The sequence below is a fragment of the Streptomyces sp. NPDC056296 genome, assembly GCF_042268605.1.
Taxonomy (GTDB): domain Bacteria; phylum Actinomycetota; class Actinomycetes; order Streptomycetales; family Streptomycetaceae; genus Streptomyces.
This window is the reverse complement of record NZ_JBHJRX010000028.1, coordinates 38129-59565: the sequence shown is the minus strand read 5'-3', so window position 1 is coordinate 59565 and position 21437 is coordinate 38129. Positions and strand designations below refer to the sequence as shown.

Below are 21437 nucleotides of genomic sequence, written 5' to 3'. Positions count from 1 at the left end.
GGGGCTGGTGGGGGGGGGTTTCTCGGGGACCGATGAGAACTGCCCCTTGCTGGGGGGGGGGGGATGAGGGGGCTCCGAGAGCCCCCCCCCCCTGGTCGGGACGGGAAGGGGCGGCGGGGGCGAACCCAGGCCGGTCAGTCAGTCCGTCAGTCAGTCCGTCAGTCAGTCCGTCAGTCCGTCAGTCCACCAGATCCCGCACCACCGCGTCCGCCAGCAACCGCCCGCGCAGCGTCAGCACCGCACGCCCGTCCTCGTACGGCCCCTCCTGGAGGAGCCCGTCGGACAACGCCCGCCGCGACGCCGCGAGCCCCGCCTCCCGCAGCAGGGACAGCGGCACACCCTCCCGCAGCCGCAGCTCCAGCAGGACGCGTTCCACGCGGCGGTCCTCGTCCGTGAGGACCTCCCGCCCGGCCCCCGGCGACTTCCCCGCCGCCAGCGCCCCCGCGTAGGCGCCGGGGTGCTTCACGTTCCACCAGCGCACACCGCCCACGTGGCTGTGCGCTCCCGGCCCCGCGCCCCACCAGTCGGCGCCCCGCCAGTACAGCTCGTTGTGCAGGCAGCGCCCCGCGTCCGAGGTGGCCCAGTTCGACACCTCGTACCAGTCGAAGCCCGCCGCCGACAGCGCCTCCTCGGCGATCAGGTACCGGTCGGCGTGGACGTCGTCGTCGGTCATGGGGACCTCGCCGCGCCGGATGCGGCGGGCGAGCTGGGTGCCCTCCTCGACGATCAGGGCGTACGCCGAGACGTGGTCGGGTCCGGCGCCGAGCGCCGCGTCCAGGGAGGCGCGCCAGTCGTCGTCGGTCTCGCCGGGGGTGCCGTAGATCAGGTCGAGGTTGACGTGGTCGAAGCCGGCCGCGCGGGCCTCGGCGACGCAGGCCTCCGGGCGGCCCGGGGTGTGGGTGCGGTCCAGCACCTTCAGGACGTGCTGCTTCGCGCTCTGCATGCCGAAGGAGATCCGGTTGAAGCCGCCCTCGCGGAGGGTGGCGAGGTACGCCGGGTCGACCGACTCCGGGTTGGCCTCCGTCGTGATCTCCGCGTCCGCCGCCAGGCCGAACTCGTCGCGGATCGCGTGCAGCATCCGCACCAGGTCGCCGGCGGCCAGCAGCGTGGGCGTACCGCCGCCGACGAAGACCGTGCGGACCTCGCGGGGGTCGTCGCCGAGCACCTTGCGGGCCAGGCGGACCTCGTCGGTGAGCGTCTCGGCGTAGTTGTCGCGGGAGGCGAGGACGCCGCCGGTGCCGCGCAGCTCCGTCGCGGTGTACGTGTTGAAGTCGCAGTAACCGCAGCGGGTCGCGCAGTACGGGACATGCAGGTAGAAGCCGAGGGGGCGGCCGGCGGCACCGGCGAGCGCGGACGCCGGGAGGGCGCCGTCGGCGGGGACGGGCTCGCCGTCGGGGAGTGCGGAGGGCATGCGTTCCATTGTCCCGCACCCCGCGTGTGGCCTCCGCCGGCGTGTGATCCCCACCCGCTCGTGATCTCCGCCCGCTCGTGATCTCCGCCCGCTCGTGATCTCCGCCGGCGCGTGATCCTCGCCCACGCGTGATCCTCGCCCGCGTGTGTCCCCCCGCCCGCGCGCTCAATCCGCCTGGAGTACCAGCAGCGCCAGATCGTCCTCCGGGGGCCGGGGCCCGAACTCGTGCACCAGCCGCCTGATGCGCTCGGCGACCAGCCCGGCGTCCAGCCCGACGCATCCGGCGAGGGCCGTGGCCAGCCCGTCCCCGTCGTCGAACTGGCGGGAGCCGCTGCGCCGCTCGGTGACCCCGTCCGTGACGCAGAGCAGGGTGTCGCCGGACCGTAGCTCGAAGGTCTCGCTGGTGTACGTCGCGTCCTCGACGACACCGAGCAGGGTCTGCGGCTGCGCGACCGTGCGCACCGTGCCGTCGGGGTCGAGGAGCAGCGGCAGTGGGTGCCCGGCTGAGGCGAGAGTGCAGCGGACGCCGCCGTCGAACGGGACGAGTTCGCCGTAGAGCAGGGACAGGAAACGGGTCTGCGGTCCGTCGCCCGGGGCAACCGGAGGGCCTACGGCGACCAGGGCGCGGGCGGCGGCGTCCGCGGCCTCGGTGGCGTCGTCGAGGAGGAGCTGGTTGAGGCGGTCGAGGACGTCGGGGACGCCGTACTCCTCGCGGGCCAGCAGCCGCAGCCAGGGCCGGGCGAGGCCGATGACGACGGCGGCCTCGGGGCCCTTGCCCTGGACGTCGCCGACGGCGAAGCACCAGCGGCCGTCACCGGCCGGGAAGAGGTCGTAGAAGTCGCCGCTGGGGCCGCCCTTGTCGCACGGTTCGTAGACGAGGGCGCTGCGCACGCCGGGGATCTCGGCGACCGCGCCGGGCAGCAGGCCGCGCTGGAGGACGGCGCTGATGGTGGCCTGCCGGGCGTACTGACGGGCGGCGCCGATGGCGAGCGCCACCCGGCGGCTGAGGTCCTCGACCAGGCCGGTGATCTCGTCGGGGAAACCGGGGAAGCCGGGGGCACCGGCCCGCCCGATGACCAGGGTGCCCAGGGGCCGGCCGCCGGCGACCAGGCGGTAGGCGAGCGCGGCACCGTGCGTGCCGTCCGGGCCGAGCGCCTCGCCGGGCCAGGGGTGGGCGACGGGGCCGGATCGCCACAGGTCACGCGGGCGGGGCGGGTCCTTCTCCAGGGCCCGGCGCAGTTCCTCGATGTGGCTCTCGCTGCCGTGCCAGACGCGGGCCAGCCGCGCTCCCACGGCCGCCCCGGGGTCGTCGCTCCACGCTCCCCGGCCCAGGGACTCGTCCTCCAGCCACACGGCGCACCAGTCGGCAAGCCGCGGCACGATCAGCTGCCCGGTGAGGGAGGCGACCAGGTCCTCGTCGAGCTGCCCGGCCAGAAGGTCGGACGCCTCGGCGAGGAAGGACAGGGCGCCGCGGCCCAGCCACTCCCGGTCCCGAACACCACGCCGAACGGTCCTGGCCGTTCCGTCCCGCCAGTCACCGCCACTCTGGCTCTCCGAGCCGTACCGGACCGTCGGCCCCTCCAAGACCACTGGCCTCTCCAGGACCGGCTGCCCCTCCGGGACCGGCGGGCCCTCCAGGACCGGCTGCCCCTCCGGGACCGGCTGCCCCTCCAGGACCGGCAGGCCCTCCAGGACCGGCAGGCCCTCCAGGACCGGCGGGCCCTCCGGGACCGGCTGCCCCTCCAGGACCGGCGGGCCCTCCAGGGCCATCTGCCCGTCGAGAGTCATCTCACCACCCGGGGCACCCAGGCCCCCCGAGACACCCGGGCCCGCCGGAGCCCCCGGGCCGCCCAGACCCGTCGAACCTCCGCCCCCCTCCCCCGCCGGCTCCGTGCCCGCCGGCTCGGGGCGCCGAGCGGCCCCACGGCCCCCGGCGTACGCCTCGATCTGCTCGGCGGTCTCGGCGCCCGCGGCCGGGAGGCGCGCCCACACCGTCTTGGTGCCCGGGCGGTAGGTGATGCCCCAGGCCTCCGAGAGCGCGGCGACGAGCCGCAGGCCGCGCCCGTACTCGGGGATCTCGTGCGGCGTCTCGTGGTCCCCGCTCCTCGGGGCGCGGGAGGGGTGGTGGTCCGTGGCCTCGACGACGAGGGTGCCCGTCTCCTCCAGCCGGCAGCCCACCTCGACGTCGGTGCCGGCGTGCACGACGGCGTTGGTGACCAGCTCGCTGACGACGACCAGGGCGTCGGCGGCGAGATGCTCGGTCAGTTGTTCCGTGCCGGGCAGGCCGAGCTCGGCCCAGTCGGCGAGCGCGGCCCGCACCATCTCCCGGGCCGCGCCGGGCGCCAGGGAGCTTCCGAGCAGGGTCACGTGCGCCCGCGCGCACTCCTGGGCGTATGCCTCAGCAGCGAGCGCGGGCGCTCCACTGGCGCGGGAGGCGGTCTCCCGTTGCGTCGGAATGGCCCCCATGGACGGCTCCCCGGGCAGTTCGTGCGAATACTTCGCAGTCGATGCCGACAGAGTGACAGACCGACCCCGTCCATAAGCGCGGAGTTACCGAAGTGGGCCGCCATGAGTGAGAACCGTGCTAGGCGAACGTTCGAAGACAGCCGGAAGACGGACAGTTTCGGGCACCAGCCGTGCGGACCGGACCACGGCGCCGGCCCGCACTACGCCTCGCGCGAGCCGTCGTACATCTCCTCGATCAGGTGCTTGTACTCCCGCTCCACCACCGGCCGCTTCAGCTTCAGGCTCGGCGTGATCTCTCCGTGCTCGACGTCGAGGTCGCGGGGCAGCAGGCGGAACTTCTTGATGGTCTGCCAGCGCTGGAGGCCCTCGTTGAGCTGCCTGACGTAGCCGTCGACCATCTCTACGGTCGCCGGCGCCGCGACGATCTCCGCGTACGGCTTGCCCCCCAGGCCGTTCTCCTCGGCCCACTGGGTGATCGCGATCTCGTCGAGGGCGATGAGCGCGGTGCAGAAGTTCCGGTCGGCGCCGTGCACCAGGATGTTGGAGACGTAGGGGCAGACCGCCTTGAACTGGCCCTCCACCTCGGCGGGCGCGATGTACTTGCCGCCCGAGGTCTTGATGAGGTCCTTCTTGCGGTCGGTGATGCGCAGGTAGCCGTCGGGCGAGAGCTCGCCGATGTCGCCGGTGTGGAACCAGCCGTCGGCCTCCAGCACCTCGGCGGTCTTCTCGGGCAGCTTGTGGTAGCCCTCCATGATGCCGGGGCCGCGCAGCAGGATCTCGCCGTCGTCCGCGACGCGCACCTCGGTGCCGGGCAGCGGCTTGCCGACCGTGCCGGTGCGGTAGGCCTCGCCGGGGTTGACGAAGGACGCGGCGGAGGACTCGGTGAGGCCGTAGCCCTCCAGGATGTGGATGCCGGCGCCGGCGAAGAAGTAGCCGATGTCGGGGGCGAGGGCGGCCGAGCCGGAGACGCAGGCGCGCAGGCGGCCGCCGAAGGCCTCGCGGATCTTGGCGTAGACGAGCTTGTCGGCGACGGCGTGCTTGGTGCGCAGTCCGGCGGGCGCGCTCGCGGTGCCGGTGCGCTTGAAGTTGTCCTGGGTGACCTTGGCGTACTCGCGGGCGACGCCCGCGGCCCACTGGAAGATCTTGTACTTGGCTCCGCCGCCCGCCCGGGCCTTGGCGGCGACGCCGTTGTAGACCTTCTCGAAGATGCGCGGCACGGCCGCCATGTAGGTCGGCTGGACGACCGGCAGATTCTCGATGATCTTGTCGACGCGGCCGTCGACGGCGGTGACGTGACCGACCTCGATCTGGCCGGAGGTCAGCACCTTGCCGAAGACGTGCGCGAGCGGCAGCCACAGGTACTGCACGTCGTCGCCGGTGCACAGGCCGGTCGCCGCGATCGCCTTCGCCATGTACGACCAGTTGTCGTGCGGGAGGCGGACGCCCTTGGGCCGGCCGGTGGTGCCGGAGGTGTAGATGAGGGTGGCGAGATGATCCTTGGTGAGGGCGCCGACCCGCTTCGTGACCAGCTCCGGGTCCTTCTCCAGGCGGGCCGCGCCGAGGGCCTCCAGTTCGCCGAGGGTGAGGACCCAGTCCTCGGTGGTGTCCGCGCCGGTCGCGTCGATCACCACGACGTGCGTCAGCTCGGGCAGCTCGCCGCGCTTCTCCTTCGCCTTGGCCAGCTGCGCGGCGTCCTCCGCGATCAGCACCTTGCTCTCGGAGTCGGAGAGGATGTACGCCGACTCGTCGGCGTTGGTCTGCGGATAGACCGTGGTCGTCGCCGCGCCCGCGCACATGATGCCGAGGTCGGCCAGGATCCACTCCAGCCGTGTGGCGGAGGCCAGTGCCACGCGCTGCTGCGGCTGGATGCCCAGCTCGATCAGGCCGGCCGCGATCGCGTAGACCCGTTCGGCCGCCTGTGCCCAGGTCAGCGACTTCCAGTCGTCCGGCCCCTCGCCGGAGGCCGACGGGACCGGGTAGCGGTAGGCCTCGGCGTCCGGCGTGGCCGCCACCCGCTCCAGGAAGAGTCCCGCCACGGAGGGCGGACGGTTCTCGATCAGTGTCTGTGTGTCGCTCACGACATCCTCCGTGGGCCCGCGACGGTGCGGCCGGGTCGGTGCGGCCGACTCAGGTGCGGCTGGTTCAGGTGCGGCTGGTTCACTCTCGGGCGGTTGTTCAGGCCTGTTCAGGCGTTGTTTAACTCGCGAGTAACTAGCGAGCAGGCATCAGAGTAAAGGGCGAGTGGCCCGTGCGTAAGTCTCCGCGCCCTGTCACTTCGTACAGAGGCCCACCCGTGACATGCGAAGGGGCCCGCCGCGCTTTCGCACGGCGGGCCCCTTCGTGTCCGTTTTGCCGGGCTGGGCGGGACGCGCCGCGAGGACGGTCCCGGTTACTTCTTGCCCTTGCCCGACCCCGCGTTGTCATCGCTGGACAGGACCGCGATGAAGGCCTCTTGCGGAACCTCCACGGAACCCACCATCTTCATCCGCTTCTTGCCTTCCTTCTGCTTCTCCAGCAGCTTCCGCTTACGCGAGATGTCACCGCCGTAGCACTTGGCGAGGACGTCCTTGCGGATGGCGCGGATGGTCTCGCGGGCGATCACCCGGGAGCCGATGGCGGCCTGGATGGGCACCTCGAAGGCCTGGCGCGGGATCAGCTCGCGCAGCTTGGCCACGAGCCGCACGCCGTACGCGTACGCCGCGTCCTTGTGGGTGATCGCCGAGAAGGCGTCGACCTTGTCGCCGTGCAGGAGGATGTCGACCTTGACCAGGCTGGAGGTCTGCTCGCCGGTGGGCTCGTAGTCCAGCGACGCGTAACCACGCGTCTTCGACTTCAGCTGGTCGAAGAAGTCGAAGACGATCTCCGCGAGCGGGAGGGTGTAGCGGATCTCCACCCGGTCCTCGGAGAGGTAGTCCATGCCGAGCAGGGTGCCGCGCCGGGTCTGGCACAGCTCCATGATCGCGCCGATGAACTCGGTCGGTGCGAGGATCGTGGCGCGCACGACCGGCTCGTACACCTCGTTGATCTTCCCCTCGGGGAACTCGCTCGGGTTGGTGACGGTGTGCTCGACGCCGTCCTCCATGATCACGCGGTAGACCACGTTGGGCGCGGTGGCGATCAGGTCGAGGCCGAACTCGCGCTCCAGCCGCTCGCGGATCACGTCGAGGTGCAGCAGGCCCAGGAAGCCGACGCGGAAGCCGAAACCGAGGGCCGCGGAGGTCTCCGGCTCGTAGACCAGGGCGGCGTCGTTGAGCAGGAGCTTGTCCAGGGCCTCGCGCAGCAGGGGGTAGTCCGAGCCGTCCAGCGGATACAGGCCGGAGAAGACCATGGGCCTGGGGTCCTTGTAGCCGCCGAGCGCCTCCTCGGCACCCTTGTGCATGCTGGTGACGGTGTCACCGACCTTGGACTGGCGGACGTCCTTCACGCCGGTGATCAGGTAACCCACCTCGCCGACGCCGAGGCCGTCGGCGGAGAGCATCTCCGGCGAGTTGGTGCCGATCTCCAGCAGCTCGTGCGTGGCGCCGGTGGACATCATCCGGATCCGCTCGCGCCTGTTGAGCTGGCCGTCGATGACACGGACGTACGTCACGACACCGCGGTAGGAGTCGTAGACGGAGTCGAAGATCATCGCGCGGGCGGGGGCGTCCTTGACGCCGACCGGAGGCGGGACCTCGGCGACGACCTTGTCCAGCAGCGCCTCGACCCCGAGGCCGGTCTTGGCGGAGACCTTGAGCACGTCGGCGGGGTCGCAGCCGATCAGGTTGGCGAGTTCCTCGGCGAACTTCTCGGGCTGCGCGGCCGGCAGGTCGATCTTGTTCAGCACGGGGATGATCGTGAGGTCGTTCTCCATCGCCAGGTAGAGGTTGGCGAGGGTCTGGGCCTCGATGCCCTGGGCGGCGTCGACGAGGAGGATGGTGCCCTCGCACGCGGCCAACGACCGCGAGACCTCGTAGGTGAAGTCGACGTGCCCCGGCGTGTCGATCATGTTGAGGATGTGCGTACTGCTCTTGTCGTGGGTGGGGGCCCACGGCAATCGCACCGCCTGGGACTTGATCGTGATGCCGCGCTCGCGCTCGATGTCCATGCGGTCGAGGTACTGGGCGCGCATCTGCCGCTGCTCCACCACACCGGTCAGCTGGAGCATCCGGTCGGCGAGCGTGGACTTGCCGTGGTCGATGTGCGCGATGATGCAGAAGTTGCGGATCAGCGCCGGGTCGGTACGGCTCGGCTCGGGCACATGGCTGGGGGTCGCGGGCACGCAGGGTCCTGATTCTTGAGGCGTCCGCAGTGTCTGCGGTCTCGGGTCGGATCGATACGTAGCTTCCATCGTCCCACGGGTGGGGAGCTGGGATGGGTTTGGGACGGGTCGAGGGCGGGGGCGGGGCGGGATCGGGGGCGGGCCAGGGCCGGACCGGGGGCGGGGAGAGGCCTGGTTTGGGTGGCTCGGTGGGCCGCTGGTAGTGTGGGGGGCTGTGTCTCTTGCCCTCTCAGCGCGAGGCACTCCTTCAAGAAATCATCGGCACGGGACCCTCGCGGCCTCGTGCCTGAACCTGCAAAGGCTCATTCGTGGCGAACATCAAGTCCCAGATCAAGCGGAACAAGACCAACGAGAAGGCCCGGCTGCGCAACAAGGCCGTCAAGTCCTCTCTGAAGACCGCGATCCGCAAGGCCCGTGAGGCCGCTGCCGCGGGTGACGCCGAGAAGGCCACCGAGTACCAGCGCGTCGCTTCGCGCCAGCTCGACAAGGCCGTCTCCAAGGGCGTCATCCACAAGAACCAGGCCGCCAACAAGAAGTCGGCGCTGTCGCAGAAGGTCGGCGCCCTCAAGGGCTGAACCCCTCATCTGGTCTGATCGCCGGAAGGACCCAGAGCGGGCCCTCTCTCATCCGCTCCCGTCCGGCACCCAGGATCCGTGCGCGGCCTGCGTTCGCCACGCGGGCATGGATCCACGAGCTTGATCCGAAGGCCCCGGTGGCTGTCCTTCCCCAGGACGGACGCCGGGGCCTTCGGTCTGCCTTCTCCGGTCTGCCTTTCCCGGAGAGGCGGGCTACGCCCGTCCCCGCGAACGCGCCGCGCGCGCGATCGTCACCACGGCCTTCTCCAGGGCGTACTCGGGGTCGTCCCCGCCGCCCTTCACCCCCGCGTCCGCCTCGGCCACCGCGCGCAGGGCGACGGAGACCCCGTCCGGGGTCCAGCCGCGCATCTGCTGCCGGACGCGGTCGATCTTCCACGGCGGCATCCCCAGCTCACGGGCGAGGTCGGCGGGGCGTCCGCCGCGGGCGGAGGACAGCTTGCCGATCGCCCGCACGCCCTGGGCCAGGGCGCTGGTGATCAGCACGGGTGCCACTCCGGTCGCCAGGGACCAGCGCAGCGCCTCCAGTGCCTCCGCGGCCCGTCCCTCGACCGCCCGGTCGGCGACCGTGAAGCTGGAGGCCTCGGCCCGTCCCGTGTAGTACCGCCCGACGACCGCCTCGTCGATCGTGCCCTCGACGTCCGCGGTCAGCTGGGACACCGCCGAGGCCAGCTCCCGCAGGTCGCTGCCGATGGCGTCGACCAGCGCCTGGCACGCCTCGGGGGTGGCCGACCGCCCGGCGGTACGGAACTCCGCCCGTACGAAGGCCAGCCGGTCGGCGGGCTTGGTCATCTTCGGGCACGCCACCTCGCGCGCCCCCGCCTTTCGGGCGGCGTCCAGCAGGCCCTTGCCCTTCGCGCCGCCCGCGTGCAGCAGGACGAGGGTGATCTCCTCGGCGGGCGCGCCGAGGTAGGCCTTCACGTCCTTGACCGTGTCGGCGGACAGGTCCTGCGCATTGCGTACGACCACGACCTTGCGCTCGGCGAAGAGCGAGGGGCTGGTGAGCTCGGCGAGTGTGCCGGGCTGCAGCTGGTCGGGGGTCAGGTCGCGTACGTCCGTGTCGGCGTCGGCGGCCTTCGCGGCGGCCACCACCTCCCGCACGGCACGGTCGAGCAGGAGGTCCTCCTGGCCCACGGCAAGGGTCACCGGGGCGAGAGGGTCGTCATTCGCAGTCTTCCTGGCCATCGCGACAAGCATCGCACGCACCACTGACAACGGACTTCGCCGCCGGGACCCACGGGCCCCTACGGTTCCTCGCGCCAGCCCTCCCACTCCCCCGCGAACTCGTCGAGCTCGCCGGGGTCCAGCCGCTCCCTCTCGTCACGCAGGACGACGAGCCACTGGGCGTCCTCGGCGTCGTCCTCGCCGGCCAGGGCGTCCCGGAGCAGTCGGGGTTCCTCGTCGAGCCCGAAGCGCTCCCCGAGCGCCTGGGCCACCTCCTCGGCGGCGTCGCGGTCGGGCAGCACCAGCACATGTCTCACATCACTCACGGGTGCCATTGTCGGACACCGCGCGGCGGGCGGAGCGTCAGGCCGGCGCGCGGACACCGCGCGGCAGGCGGAGCGTCAGGCCGGCGCCGGGTCAGCCCTTGGGGACGATCTGGATGTCCAGGCCGATCTTGATGCTGGGCCCGACCACGGCGATGCCGCGCGCCAGCATCGTCTGCCAGCTCACCGTGAAGTCGTCGCGGTGCAGTTCGGTGGTGGCGCGGCAGGCCGCCCGCGCTTCGCCCTCCATGCCGTTGCCCAGGCCGAGATACTCGGCGTCCAGGGTGACCGTGCGCGTCACGCCGTGCAGGGACAGCGCTCCCGTGACGGCCCACCGGTTGCCGCCCCGGTGCGTGAACCGGTCGCTGTAGAACTCCAGGGTCGGGAACCGCCGCACGTCCAGGAAGTCCCCCGACCGCAGGTGGTCGTCGCGCATCTTCACGTTGGTGTCGATGGACGCCGCGTCGATGACCACGTGCATCGCCGACTGCTCCATGTCCTCGCCGATCCGCACCGCGCCCGCGAAGGAGTTGAACCGGCCGTGGATCCGGGCCAGCCCGATGTGCCGTGCGGTGAAGGCGATCGACGAGTGCGCCGGCTCGATCTCCCAGTCGCCCGGCGCGGGCAGCTCCGGAGGCTGGGCCACCTGGAGGGTCACGTCGCCGAGCGAGGCCAGCGCGTCCTCGGTGACGGTCGCGGACGCCCGGTACGGCGTGTAACCCTCGGCGGACACCGCGAGTCTGTACTCCCCCGTGGGCACCGTCGCCACGAACGACCCGAAGGGGTCCGTCCCGCCGCTGACCACCTTGCGCCCCATGGTGTCGCTGACCGTGAACTCCGCGTGCGGAATCGCCTCGTTGACGGGGTCGAGGACCCGGCAGCTCAGCACTCCCGCGTTGGGCGGAGTCCGCACCGCCGCCAGGGGACCCGTCCGTTGCATCCGCTTCGTTCGGCTTCCCAGCCAGCGGCCGATCATCTGCGACACCCTCTGCACGACGTGAGAAAACTAGTTGACGAAGAAACATTCGATCACTGATGGGGGTTTAGAGGCAACACGGGGCCACATCACGCGAAACCAGCACATGTGCTGGGAGTGCGCATGAGTGGCATGAGTAGCCCTGTGTGGCCCGATATCGCCGCACCACCGGACGCCGCGAATCCTCACAGCCGGGGCACGGACGGCACCTCGTCGAGGTGGATACCGAAGTGCTCCCGGTAGGCCGCGAGTACCTCTTCGTCCGTGGCCGGCTCACGCTCATCCCGGCGGCCGTCGGGGGCCGTCGACACGAGCCTGCGGCCGCTGAGCGTGATCCTCCCTCCGTCCTCCGTGACCCGCGAGCAGACCGGCGACTGGAGGAAGTGCGACTGGGGCGAGGTGCTGTGCCACCACGCGCCGGACTCGAAGTCGCCGAGCACCCGCGAGCGCGGTTCCACCCGGTACACGGGCTCCCCGTCCCGCAGCACGTCCAGGTCGGCCGCCCGGGCCGAGTCGTGCCCGCCGCGCACCCCGGCCGCGTCCGGACCCGCCTCCACGACCTGGAACGTGCCCCCCGGATCCTTCTGCTCACCCCGCTCCGCGAACGCCAGCGGACCGTGGCTGTGCGCCCCGAACCCGACGTCCGCCAGCAAGTCGCCCCCGTCCACCGTCCGCACCCGCAGCGCCAGATGGTCGAACGGGATCCCGAGCCGGCCCCCGTCCCCGTACACCCGCGCCGCGAGCAGCGTGACCTCGTACCCGAGCGCCGCGAGCAACGCGCCGAAGAGACCGTTGAGTTCGTAGCAGAACCCGCCCCGTCGCGCGCCCACCACCTTGTCCAGCAGCCGCCCCTCCTCCAGCACGATCGCCTCGCCCAGATGGACGGACAGGTTCTCGAACGGCACCGTCCGCAGATGACGCAGGTGCAGTTCGCGCAGGGCGTCGGCGGTGGGCCACGCCGGGTACTCGGCTCCCAGACGGCGGAGGTAGGCGTCGACCTGTGTTGCATCCATGCCCTCAGTCTCGCGCCACCCGCAACGCCCTGCCCGTGCCGGTGACCGCCAGCGCCCCGTCCCGGTCCGTCCGCAGCACCGTCGCGCCCTGGGCGCGCAGCGCCTCGACGGTGCCGGGGGCCGGGTGCCCGTACGTGTTGTTCTCTCCGCAGCTGATGAGCGCCAGCCGTGGGGCCACCTTCCGTACGAGGCCGGGATCCTGGTGAGCGGAGCCGTGATGGGCCACCTTCAGCACGTCGATCCCTTCCAGTGCCGCTGCCGCCGGTGATCTCGCCAGCCGCTGCTGGGCCGGCGGTTCCAGGTCCCCGAGCAGCAACAGACGCAGGCCCGCCGTCCGCACCAGGAGGGTGACGCTGGCGTCGTTGGGGCCTTCCACGGTCGGGGCCGTGCTCGTCCCTGGGCTCGGTGGTGGGCTCGGTGGTGGCCACACCACCTGCCAGGACAGCGGGCCGGACCGCCGCTGTTCCCCGGCGGAGGCGTGCCGTAGCGGAATCCGCCGTGCCGCCGCCTGTCTGCGGACGGACTCGGCCTGGTCCGCGGGCTCTTCGAGGGCGGTCGTCTCGATCGCGCCCACCGAACGCCCCCGCAACACCCCCGGCAGGCCCGCCACATGGTCGGCGTGGAAATGGGTCAGCACCACGAGCGGGACGCGGGTGATGCCGAGGGAGCGCAGACAGTGGTCGACCAGCGCCGGGTCGGGCCCGGTGTCCACCACGACACCCGCGCCCTCACCCGCCGCGAGCACCATGGCGTCGCCCTGTCCCACGTCGCACATCACCATCCGCCAGCCCGGCGGCGGCCACCCCGTGATCACCCGGGCCAGTGGCGGTGGCCGCACCACCGCCAGCACCAGCAGCACCGCGCACACACCGCACCACCAGGGACGCCTCAGCAACCGTCGGCCGACGAGCAGTACGCCCACCGTGACCAGGGCGAGCAGCGCCGCTCCGGCCCAGCTGCCCGGCCAGTCCACTCCCGCGCCGGGCAGCGCGGCCCCGGTGCGGGCGATCCCCGCGATCCACTCGGCCGGCCAACCTCCGCACCAGGCCAGCCCCTCGGCCACCGGCATCGCCACCGGTGCCGTCGCCAGCGCCGCGAAACCCAGCACCGTGGCCGGCGCGACCGCGAACTCCACGAGCAGGTTGCACGGCACCCCCACCAGGCTCACCCGCGCCGACAGCACGGCGACGACCGGCGCGCACAGGGCCTGGGCCGCGCCCGCGGCGGCCAGCGCCTCGGCAAGCCGGGGAGGAACCCGGCGCCGGCGCAACGCCACGCTCCAACGCGGGGCCAGCGTGAGCAGCGCCCCGGTGGCCAGCACGGAGAGCAGGAAGCCGTAACTGCGGGCCAGCCCCGGGTCGTACAGCACCAGGAGCAGTACGGCCGTCGCCAGCGCCGGGAGCAGCGATCTGCGGCGACCGGTGGCCAGGGCGAGCAGGGCGACGGCCCCGCAGGCGGCGGCCCGCAGCACGCTCGGGTCGGGCCGGCACACGACGACGAAACCGAGGGCGAGCACCGCGCCGAGCAGCGCGGTCGTCCGCAGGGAGATGCCGAGACGGGGCGCCAGGCCCCGGCGCTCGCTGCGCTGGGCCAGTCCGGGCGGCCCCAGCAGCAGGGCGAGCACGATCGTGAAGTTGGCTCCGGACACGGCCAGCGTGTGCGCGAGGTCGGTCTCCTTGAACGCCTCCTCCAGTTCCGGCGTGATACGCGATGTGTCCCCGACGACCAGACCCGGCAGCAGCGCCCGCGCGTCCGCCGGCAGCCCCTCGGTGGCCTCCCGCAGCCCGGCCCGCAGTCGTCCCGCCAGCCGCTGTGCCCCCGACGGTCCGGCCACCACCTCCGGCGCCTCCCGACCGCCCCGTACCCGCAGCACGGCGGCGATCCGGTCCCCGCTCGCCCTCGGGGGCGCCGCCCGGGCGGTGACGAGGAGCCGCGTCGTCGGCAGCAGTCCCAGCCAGCGCGAGGCGCCGGGCCCGGCACGGGTGAGCCGCGCATCGTCCGCGTCCCCCGCGGAGGCCCGGCCCGATGCCCGCTCACTCTCGCCCTTGCCCGATGCCCTCTCGCTCTCGTCCTCGGCCCCGCTCCCGCCCCCGCCCTCGGCCACATCCACGAGCACCAGCACCGGCGTCCGTGTCAGCACCTTCCTTCCGCCCGCCTCCGTCACCCGTCGTGCGTCGGCTTCGATCAGCACGGTGGGCGGCACGGCCCGGTTTCCGCGGACGCGGGGTCGGGTGAGGCGGGGGTCGGCGGTGATCTCCAACTCGGCGGTGACGGTGGCGTACTGCCGTGCCAGCGCCGGCACGGGCCCCCGGCGCAGGTCCGCGCCGTGCAGTGCGGCCGAGGTGGCGGCCGCGGCGACGCAGAGGAGCAGGGCGGCGACCGTCGCGTAGGGCCGTCCGCGCGTCGTACGCCGTCTCCGCGCCCCCAGCAGCAGCACGCCGGCCAGGGCCAGAACGCCGATCAGGGGGCCCACGGCCCACCCAGCCGGCACGTCCGGCATCAGCGCCGCCGTCGCCCAGGCCGCGAGCGCGGGCGGCACCAGCCGCAGGTCCGTGGGCCCGTCCTGCCGGGGATGGGCCGCACCGAGCCGATGCCCGGAGGCGGCGTGCACGGCCGCGCGCGGGGGCGCGGTCAGGTCGTCGGTGGGCTCCGCCGGCCCGCTCGGCGGCCTCGTCCGCGCGTTCATGACCGGGCTCGCGTCCGCGTCCGTGCCCATGGCCGCGCTCGGATCCGTGCCCACGGCCGCGCCCGGATCCGTGCCCACGGCCGCGCCCGGATCCGTGCCCACGGCCGTACTCGGATCCGTGCCCACGGCCGCGCCCGGATCCGTGCCCACGGCCGCGCTCGCGTCCGTACTCATGGCCGCGCCCGGATCCGTGCCCACGGCCGCGCTCGCGTCCGTACTCATAGCCGCGCCCGGATCCGTGCCCACGGCCGCGCTCGCGTCCGTACTCATGGCCGCACGAGGTTGCGCAGGTCGGCGAAGCGGCGCTCGCCGATGCCGGTCACCTCGCGCAGCTCGTCCACCGAGCGGAAACCGCCGTGCTGGGTGCGGTAGTCGATGATGTGCTGAGCCAGCACGGGGCCGACGCCCGGCAGGGTGTCGAGCTGGTCGGCGGTCGCCGTGTTGAGGGGGACCGGTGCCGCGGGTGCGGCCCCCGCTGCCGGGGCGCCTGGCCCGCCGGGGGCGGTGCCGCCCGGGCCGGCCGCCGCGACCGGCGCGGAAGCGCCGACGATCACCTGCTCGCCGTCCACCAGGAAGCGCGCCCGGTTCAGTCCGTCGGTCTTGGTACCGGATCGCACGCCTCCCGCGGCACGCAGGGCGTCCGCGACGCGTGACCCTGCCGGAAGGCGGTGGATTCCGGGCTTGCGGACCTTGCCGCCGACGTCCACCACGATCTCGGCCCCGACCGTGGCCGTGGCTGTGCCCTTGGCCGTGCCCCCGGGCGCGTCGGCCGTGGGGCCCGGGCCCTCTCCTGCCGCGTCGCCCTCTCCCCCCGCGCCGTATGCCGCCGCCTCCCGCACCATCTCGGGTGCCGACACGGGCTGGGTACGGCCGGTCCAGAAGTGCTGCGCGGCGAAGACCGCCGCGACGACCAGCAGCACCGTGAGCGCGGCCACGCTCCGCCGCTCCAGCCCGCACCGCGTCTGGAGCCACACTGGCATCCGCTCCCGCAGCGCCTGCCCGGCCCGTTCTCGCCAGGTCGTCGCAGCACCATCGACGGCCTCCGGTGGCGCTCCCCCTTCCTGCGCACGCCCCTCGTGCGCGGCCCCTCCTCGCGCACCTCCTCCCTGCGCGCCCCCTCCTCGCGCACCGCCTCCTCGCGCACCCGCTACGTCGCTCCGTGCCGTGCCACCGTCTCCGGGTCCCTGCGGGCGCCCGGCACTGCGAGTCGGCGGCGGCCCCTTCCCCGACTCGCTCCCCTGTCCGACGGGGCTGACGGGGCTGACGTGTTCGGTATGCCCGGCGGATCCGGCGGATCCAACGTGCCCGGCGAAGAGCGCCTCCGCCCGTCGGCGGAGTTCCTCCGTCGGCGCGGGACGGCGCCTGTGTCGTGCTCGGCCGAGGGGGTGGGGCGAGCGGTGGTGGCGGAGCCGGCCGTCGGAGGCCGGGCCGCGGCCCGGGCCGCTGGTCGCGGTAGCTGTACGTGAGCGTGATCGAAGAGCCATGCGACGAGGATCGAGCACCTCGTCACACCCGCGACGATCATGCTCAATTCCCGGGGACTACCCCCAAGTTGTGGATAACTCCGACCCTCGTACGAGTGACGAGCAACCGCCCCTCACCTCACCGCGACGAGACCACGACCCCCAGCAGCCCGGGCCCCGTGTGCGCCCCGATCACCGCGCCGACCTCGCTCACATGCAGGTCGGCCAGCCCGGGCACCCGGTCCCGCAGGCGGTCTGCCAGGGCCGACGCCCGTTCGGGGGCGGCGAGATGGTGGACGGCGATGTCGACGGGTGCGCTGCCCGCCCGGTCGGCGACGATCTCCTCCAGCCGGGCGATGGCCTTGGACGCCGTCCGGACCTTCTCCAGGGGCTCGATGCGGCCGCCGTCCAGCCGCAGCAGAGGCTTCACCGCGAGAGCGGAACCGAACAGTGCCTGGGCCGCCCCGATCCGGCCGCCGCGCCGCAGATAGTCGAGGGTGTCGACGTAGAAGTAGGCGGACGTCCCCGCGGCCCGCTTCTCCGCGGCCGTGACCGCTTCGTCCACCGTGCCGCCCGCCTCCGCCGCCTCCGCCGCGGAGAGCGCGCAGAATCCGAGGGCCATCGCGATCATCCCGGTGTCCACTACACGCACCGGAACCGCCGCCTCCCGCGCGGCGACCACGGCCGCGTCGTGTGTACCGGAGAGTTCGGCGGAGAGGTGGAGGGAGACGATGCCCTCCGCGCCGGTCTCGGCGATCCTGCGGTAGGTCTCGGCGAAGAGCTCGGGGCTGGGGCGGGAGGTGGTGACCGGTCGCCGTTTCTGCAGGGCCTGGGCCAGCGAGCGGGTCGAGATCTCGGTGCCCTCCTCCAGCGCCCGGTCGCCCAGGACGACGGTCAGGGGTACCGCGGTGATGCCGTGCCGCTCCATCGTCCGGGCCGGGAGGTAGGCCGTTGAATCGGTGACGATCGCGACATGGCGGGACATGAGCTGGAGGTTACCTGCCGTAGCGCCCATACGGCAGCCCGGCCCCGACGACCGGGCGTTCACGGGGCCGGGGTCAGGTGGTGTTCTCCGGACGGGCCTTCTTCTGCCAGGGGTACACGGGGCTCGGGCCGGGCGGTGTGATGGCGGGCCGCACGGGTTCCTCCGCCGTCTCCTGCCGCGAGGACTGCGGGGACTGCGGGGACTGCGGGGTCTGCGAGGCCTGCGCGGACTGCGGGGGCTGCGCTGACGACTCCGGGGTCTCCGGCCAACTCTGCCGAGCGGCCGGGGCGTCGGTGGTCGGCGCCTCGGGCCAGGACGGCGGCGCGGCGACGGGCTCCGTCTCCGTCCAGTGCCGCAGGGCACCGGCCTCGACGTCGATCTGCGCGCTCAGTGAGTCCAGGTCGTCGCCGGCGAAACGGTGGGCCCGGTCACGGGCCGCCCAGCGCAGGGACTCCGCCGAATGAACGATGCGCTCGGTGCGCTCGCGCAGCGCGGGAAGGCGCCCGCCGAGCGTGGCGCGGTCCGGCTCGGACTCCAGCCGCCTGAGCTCGCCGTCCAGTTCGAACCCGTGCGCGCTGAGCCGCTCGAAGAGGGCGAGGGACTCCTTCAGGGACTCGTCCTCGGCCACGCCCGCGTGCAGCGCGTCCTGCGTGGCCCGCATCGACGTGCGCAGCGTCAGCCGCAGCTGGGCGAGCTCGCCCGCCGGACCCACCTGGACGAAGGACTTGGCCCGCAGTGTGTGGTCCTCGACCGTGCGGCGGGCCTGGGTGATGCCGCGGTCCACGCTGCGTTTGGCCGCGCCGACGGCTTTCACCGTGGCGTAGGCGCCCAGCACGAGGGCGAGCACGAAAAGCAGACCGAGGACTGCGATCAATGCTTCCACAAAGCTCCTCCTCCGAGCGTCCGGCCCGCGGACCGGCAGGGTCGCGGCACGGCACCCGCCGCGCCGCTCTTCCACGGTAAACGCAACGGGCAGGCCCAGGGTTCCAACACAACCCCGAACCTGCCCCTACGCGACCCCGAACCTGCCCGTACCGGACCCGGAGCCTCCCCGTAGGGGACGACCCCGAGCCAGCTCAGCGGTACCCCGGCGTCGCGGCCCTACGCCGGGACGATGTTCACCAGCTTCGGCGCCCGCACGATCACCTTGCGGATCCCGGCCCCGCCCAGCGCGGCCACCACCTTCTCGTCGGCCAGCGCCGCCTTCTCCAGATCGCCCTCGGAGATGGCGGGGGCGACCTCCAGCCGCGCCTTGACCTTGCCCTTGATCTGCACGACGCAGGTCACGGTCTCGTCGACGACGTAGGCCGGGTCGGCGACCGGGAAGTCCTGGTGGACGACCGAGTCCGGGTGCCCCAGCTTGCGCCACAGTTCCTCGGCGACGTGCGGGGCCAGCGGCGCGACCAGCAGCACCAGGCGCTCGGCGACCGGGCGCGGGACCACGCCGCCCACCTTCGTCAGGTGGTTGTTCAGCTCGGTGACCTTGGCGATGGCGGTGTTGAACCGCATGCCCTCCAGGTCCTGCCGTACGCCGTCGATGGCCTTGTGCAGGGCGCGCAGGGTGTCCGCGTCGATGTCGGCGTCCGCGGCGTCCGCCACCGTCACCTCGCCGGTGTTCTCGTCGACGACGTTGCGCCACAGCCGCTGCAGCAGCCGGAACTGGCCGACCACCGCGCGCGTGTCCCACGGCCGGGAGACGTCCAGCGGGCCCATCGCCATCTCGTACAGGCGCAGGGTGTCGGCACCGTACTCGGCGCAGATCTCGTCGGGAGTGACCGCGTTCTTCAGGGACTTGCCCATCTTGCCCAGCAGCCGGGAGACCTGCTCGCCCTGGTAGTAGTACGCGCCGTCGCGCTCCTCGACCTCCGCGGCGGGTACGGCGATGCCGCGCGCGTCGCGGTAGACGTAGGCCTGGATCATGCCCTGGTTGAACAGCTTGTGGAACGGCTCGGCCGAGGAGACGTGCCCCAGGTCGAACAGGACCTTGGACCAGAAGCGCGCGTACAGCAGGTGCAGCACGGCGTGCTCGGCGCCGCCGACGTACAGGTCGACGCCGCCGTGCGGCAGGCCCTCGCGCGGGCCCATCCAGTACTGCTCGATCTCCGGGTCGACCAGCCGCTCGCTGTTGTGCGGGTCCAGGTAGCGCAGCTCGTACCAGCAGGAGCCGGCCCAGTTGGGCATGGTGTTGGTCTCGCGGCGGTACGTGCGCGGGCCGCGGCCGTCGCCCAGGTCCAGGGTGACGTTCACCCAGTCCTCGTTGCGCGACAGCGGCGTCTCGGGCCGGGTGTCGGCGTCGTCCGGATCGAAGGTGCGCGGGGAGTAGTCCTCGACCTCGGGCAGCTCCAGGGGCAGCATCGACTCGGGCAGAGCGTGGGCGATGCCGTCCTCGTCGTAGACGATCGGGAAGGGCTCGCCCCAGTAGCGCTGGCGGCTGAACAGCCAGTCGCGCAGGCGGAAGTTGACGGTGCCCTCTCCGGCGCCGGTCCGCTCCAGCCACTCGGTGATGCGCTCCTTGGCCTCGACGACGCCCAGGCCGTCCAGGCTGATCTCGTCGTTCGACGAGTTCATGATCTTCGCGTCGTACGACCCGAAGGCGTCCTCCCACGTGGCCGGGTCGGTGCCCCGGCCGTCGGTGGGCTCGACGATGCAGCGGATCGGCAGCTCGAAGGCGCGCGCGAACTCGAAGTCGCGCTGGTCGCCCGCCGGGACGGCCATGATCGCGCCGGTGCCGTAGCCCATCAGCACGTAGTCGGCGATGAAGACCGGGACCTGCTCGCCGTTGACCGGGTTGGTCGCGTACGCGCCGATGAAGACGCCGGTCTTGTCCTTGGCCTCGGCCTGCCGCTCGACGTCGGACTTGGACGCGGCCTGCGCGCGGTACGCCGCCACGGCCTCGGTCGGGGTCGCGTGAGAGCCGGTCCACACGTCGTGCGTGCCCTCGGGCCAGGCGGCCGGGGTGAACTTCTCGACCAGCGGGTGCTCGGGCGCCAGCACCATGTAGGTGGCGCCGAACAGGGTGTCCTGGCGGGTGGTGAAGACGGTGATGTTCTCGCCGTCGACGGGGAAGTCGACGCGGGCGCCCTCGGAGCGGCCGATCCAGTTGCGCTGCTGCAGCTTGATGGCCTCGGGCCAGTCCAGCTCGTCCAGGTCGTCCAGCAGCCGGTCGGCGTAGGCGGTGATGCGCATGTTCCACTGGCGCAGCTTGGACTTGAAGACGGGGAAGTTGCCGCGCTCGGAACGGCCGTCGGCGGTGACCTCCTCGTTGGCCAGCACGGTGCCCAGGCCGGGGCACCAGTTGACGGGCGCGTCGGAAGCGTAGGCCAGGCGGAACCCGCCCAGCACGTCGGCGCGCTCGGCGTCGCTCAGGGCGCTCCACGCGCGTCCGGGGTGGCCGGGGACGGCACGCTCACCGGACTCGAACAGGGCGACCAGCTCGGCGATCGGGCGGGCCTTGCGCGCCTCCTCGTCGTACCAGGAGTTGAAGATCTGCAGGAAGATCCACTGGGTCCACTTGTAGTACTCCGGGTCGATCGTGGCGAACGACCGGCGCTTGTCGTGGCCCAGGCCCAGCCGGCGCAACTGGCTCTGCATGTTCTTCATGTTGGCCTCGGTGGACACGCGCGGGTGCGTGCCGGTCTGCACGGCGTACTGCTCCGCGGGCAGGCCGAAGGCGTCGAAGCCCAGGGTGTGCAGGACGTTGTGGCCGGTCATCCGCTGGAAGCGGGCGAAGACGTCGGTGGCGATGTAGCCCAGGGGGTGGCCGACGTGCAGGCCCGCACCGGAGGGGTACGGGAACATGTCCATGATGAACTTCTTGGGCCTGGCGACCAGCTCCGGGTCGCCCGCCAGGTCACCCTTGGGATTCGGCGCGGCGTACGTCCCCTCGGCGTCCCAGAAGTCCTGCCAGCGTGCCTCGATCTCGGCGGCCATGGCAGCCGTGTAGCGGTGCGGCGCGGCGTCCGCCGACACAGGGGCGGTCGCCGCGGGGTTCGTCTCGCTCATGATCCTCAAAGCTCCATCGATCGTCTCTGCCAGCGGCTGCGACATTCATGACCAGCGGCTGCGAATGCCGGGAAATGAAAAATCCCCTCGCACAGGA

The 21437-nt window shown here is 72.6% G+C and carries 14 protein-coding genes; 1 reads left to right on the top strand and 13 read right to left on the bottom strand.

Features of this window, described 5'->3' with window-relative positions; translation table 11 throughout:
• Positions 1-178: 178 nt before the first annotated feature.
• The 4 genes from hemW to lepA form a co-directional block, all read right to left on the bottom strand.
• Positions 179-1411, bottom strand: a complete 1233-nt coding sequence (gene hemW / locus ACFCZF_RS21425; protein ID WP_376672990.1) for a radical SAM family heme chaperone HemW — start codon at positions 1409-1411, stop codon at positions 179-181.
• Between the two features lie 165 nt (positions 1412-1576).
• On the bottom strand, positions 1577-3877 hold the full coding sequence (locus ACFCZF_RS21420; protein WP_376672989.1) for a SpoIIE family protein phosphatase: 2301 nt from the start codon (positions 3875-3877) through the stop codon (positions 1577-1579).
• A 200-nt stretch (positions 3878-4077) separates the two neighbouring features.
• A complete protein-coding gene (locus tag ACFCZF_RS21415) occupies positions 4078-5955 on the bottom strand; it encodes an AMP-dependent synthetase/ligase (protein WP_376672988.1) in 1878 nt (625 codons plus the stop codon).
• 311 nt (positions 5956-6266) lie between these two features.
• Positions 6267-8135 (bottom strand): translation elongation factor 4, encoded by a 1869-nt coding sequence (gene lepA, locus ACFCZF_RS21410; RefSeq protein WP_376672987.1) that lies wholly within the window; start codon positions 8133-8135, stop codon positions 6267-6269.
• A gap of 308 nt (positions 8136-8443) precedes the next feature.
• On the opposite strand from lepA, the gene rpsT reads away from it, so the two are divergent.
• Complete coding sequence (rpsT, locus tag ACFCZF_RS21405; protein WP_375915233.1) at positions 8444-8710, top strand: 30S ribosomal protein S20; 267 nt, start codon at positions 8444-8446, stop codon at positions 8708-8710.
• Between the two features lie 213 nt (positions 8711-8923).
• Here rpsT and holA read toward each other — a convergent pair whose 3' ends face one another.
• From holA to leuS, 9 genes are all read right to left on the bottom strand, one after another.
• Positions 8924-9913 (bottom strand): DNA polymerase III subunit delta, encoded by a 990-nt coding sequence (gene holA / locus ACFCZF_RS21400; RefSeq protein ID WP_375915230.1) that lies wholly within the window; start codon positions 9911-9913, stop codon positions 8924-8926.
• A gap of 59 nt (positions 9914-9972) precedes the next feature.
• Complete coding sequence (locus ACFCZF_RS21395) at positions 9973-10218, bottom strand: hypothetical protein (RefSeq protein WP_193776246.1); 246 nt, start codon at positions 10216-10218, stop codon at positions 9973-9975.
• Positions 10219-10309: 91 nt separating this feature from the next.
• Positions 10310-11191 carry a YceI family protein gene (locus ACFCZF_RS21390; protein WP_376673034.1) on the bottom strand — a complete coding sequence of 294 codons (882 nt, stop codon included), beginning with the start codon at positions 11189-11191 and terminating at the stop codon, positions 10310-10312.
• A gap of 185 nt (positions 11192-11376) precedes the next feature.
• Positions 11377-12204: an arylamine N-acetyltransferase gene (locus ACFCZF_RS21385; protein ID WP_376672986.1), complete on the bottom strand. Its 828-nt coding sequence runs from the start codon at positions 12202-12204 to the stop codon at positions 11377-11379.
• 4 nt (positions 12205-12208) lie between these two features.
• The gene (locus ACFCZF_RS21380) at positions 12209-14890 is read right to left on the bottom strand and encodes a ComEC/Rec2 family competence protein (protein ID WP_376673033.1); all 2682 of its coding nucleotides are present in this window, start codon (positions 14888-14890) and stop codon (positions 12209-12211) included.
• 266 nt (positions 14891-15156) lie between these two features.
• On the bottom strand, positions 15157-16374 hold the full coding sequence (locus ACFCZF_RS21375) for a helix-hairpin-helix domain-containing protein (protein WP_376672985.1): 1218 nt from the start codon (positions 16372-16374) through the stop codon (positions 15157-15159).
• Positions 16375-16492: 118 nt separating this feature from the next.
• Positions 16493-17338 carry a DegV family protein gene (locus ACFCZF_RS21370; protein ID WP_376672984.1) on the bottom strand — a complete coding sequence of 282 codons (846 nt, stop codon included), beginning with the start codon at positions 17336-17338 and terminating at the stop codon, positions 16493-16495.
• Between the two features lie 73 nt (positions 17339-17411).
• Positions 17412-18221: a hypothetical protein gene (locus tag ACFCZF_RS21365; protein ID WP_376672983.1), complete on the bottom strand. Its 810-nt coding sequence runs from the start codon at positions 18219-18221 to the stop codon at positions 17412-17414.
• 218 nt (positions 18222-18439) lie between these two features.
• On the bottom strand, positions 18440-21340 hold the full coding sequence (gene leuS / locus ACFCZF_RS21360) for a leucine--tRNA ligase (RefSeq protein ID WP_376672982.1): 2901 nt from the start codon (positions 21338-21340) through the stop codon (positions 18440-18442).
• Positions 21341-21437: the final 97 nt, after the last annotated feature.

Coding starts and splice junctions, on each gene's coding strand:
- hemW (WP_376672990.1), bottom strand. CDS start 1,411: ATGCCCTCCGCACTCCCCGACGGCGAGCCCGTCCCCGCCGACGGCGCC.
- ACFCZF_RS21420 (WP_376672989.1), bottom strand. CDS start 3,877: ATGGGGGCCATTCCGACGCAACGGGAGACCGCCTCCCGCGCCAGTGGA.
- holA (WP_375915230.1), bottom strand. CDS start 9,913: ATGGCCAGGAAGACTGCGAATGACGACCCTCTCGCCCCGGTGACCCTT.
- ACFCZF_RS21390 (WP_376673034.1), bottom strand. CDS start 11,191: ATGATCGGCCGCTGGCTGGGAAGCCGAACGAAGCGGATGCAACGGACG.
- ACFCZF_RS21385 (WP_376672986.1), bottom strand. CDS start 12,204: ATGGATGCAACACAGGTCGACGCCTACCTCCGCCGTCTGGGAGCCGAG.
- ACFCZF_RS21380 (WP_376673033.1), bottom strand. CDS start 14,890: ATGAACGCGCGGACGAGGCCGCCGAGCGGGCCGGCGGAGCCCACCGAC.
- ACFCZF_RS21375 (WP_376672985.1), bottom strand. CDS start 16,374: ATGGCTCTTCGATCACGCTCACGTACAGCTACCGCGACCAGCGGCCCG.
- ACFCZF_RS21370 (WP_376672984.1), bottom strand. CDS start 17,338: ATGTCCCGCCATGTCGCGATCGTCACCGATTCAACGGCCTACCTCCCG.
- leuS (WP_376672982.1), bottom strand. CDS start 21,340: ATGAGCGAGACGAACCCCGCGGCGACCGCCCCTGTGTCGGCGGACGCC.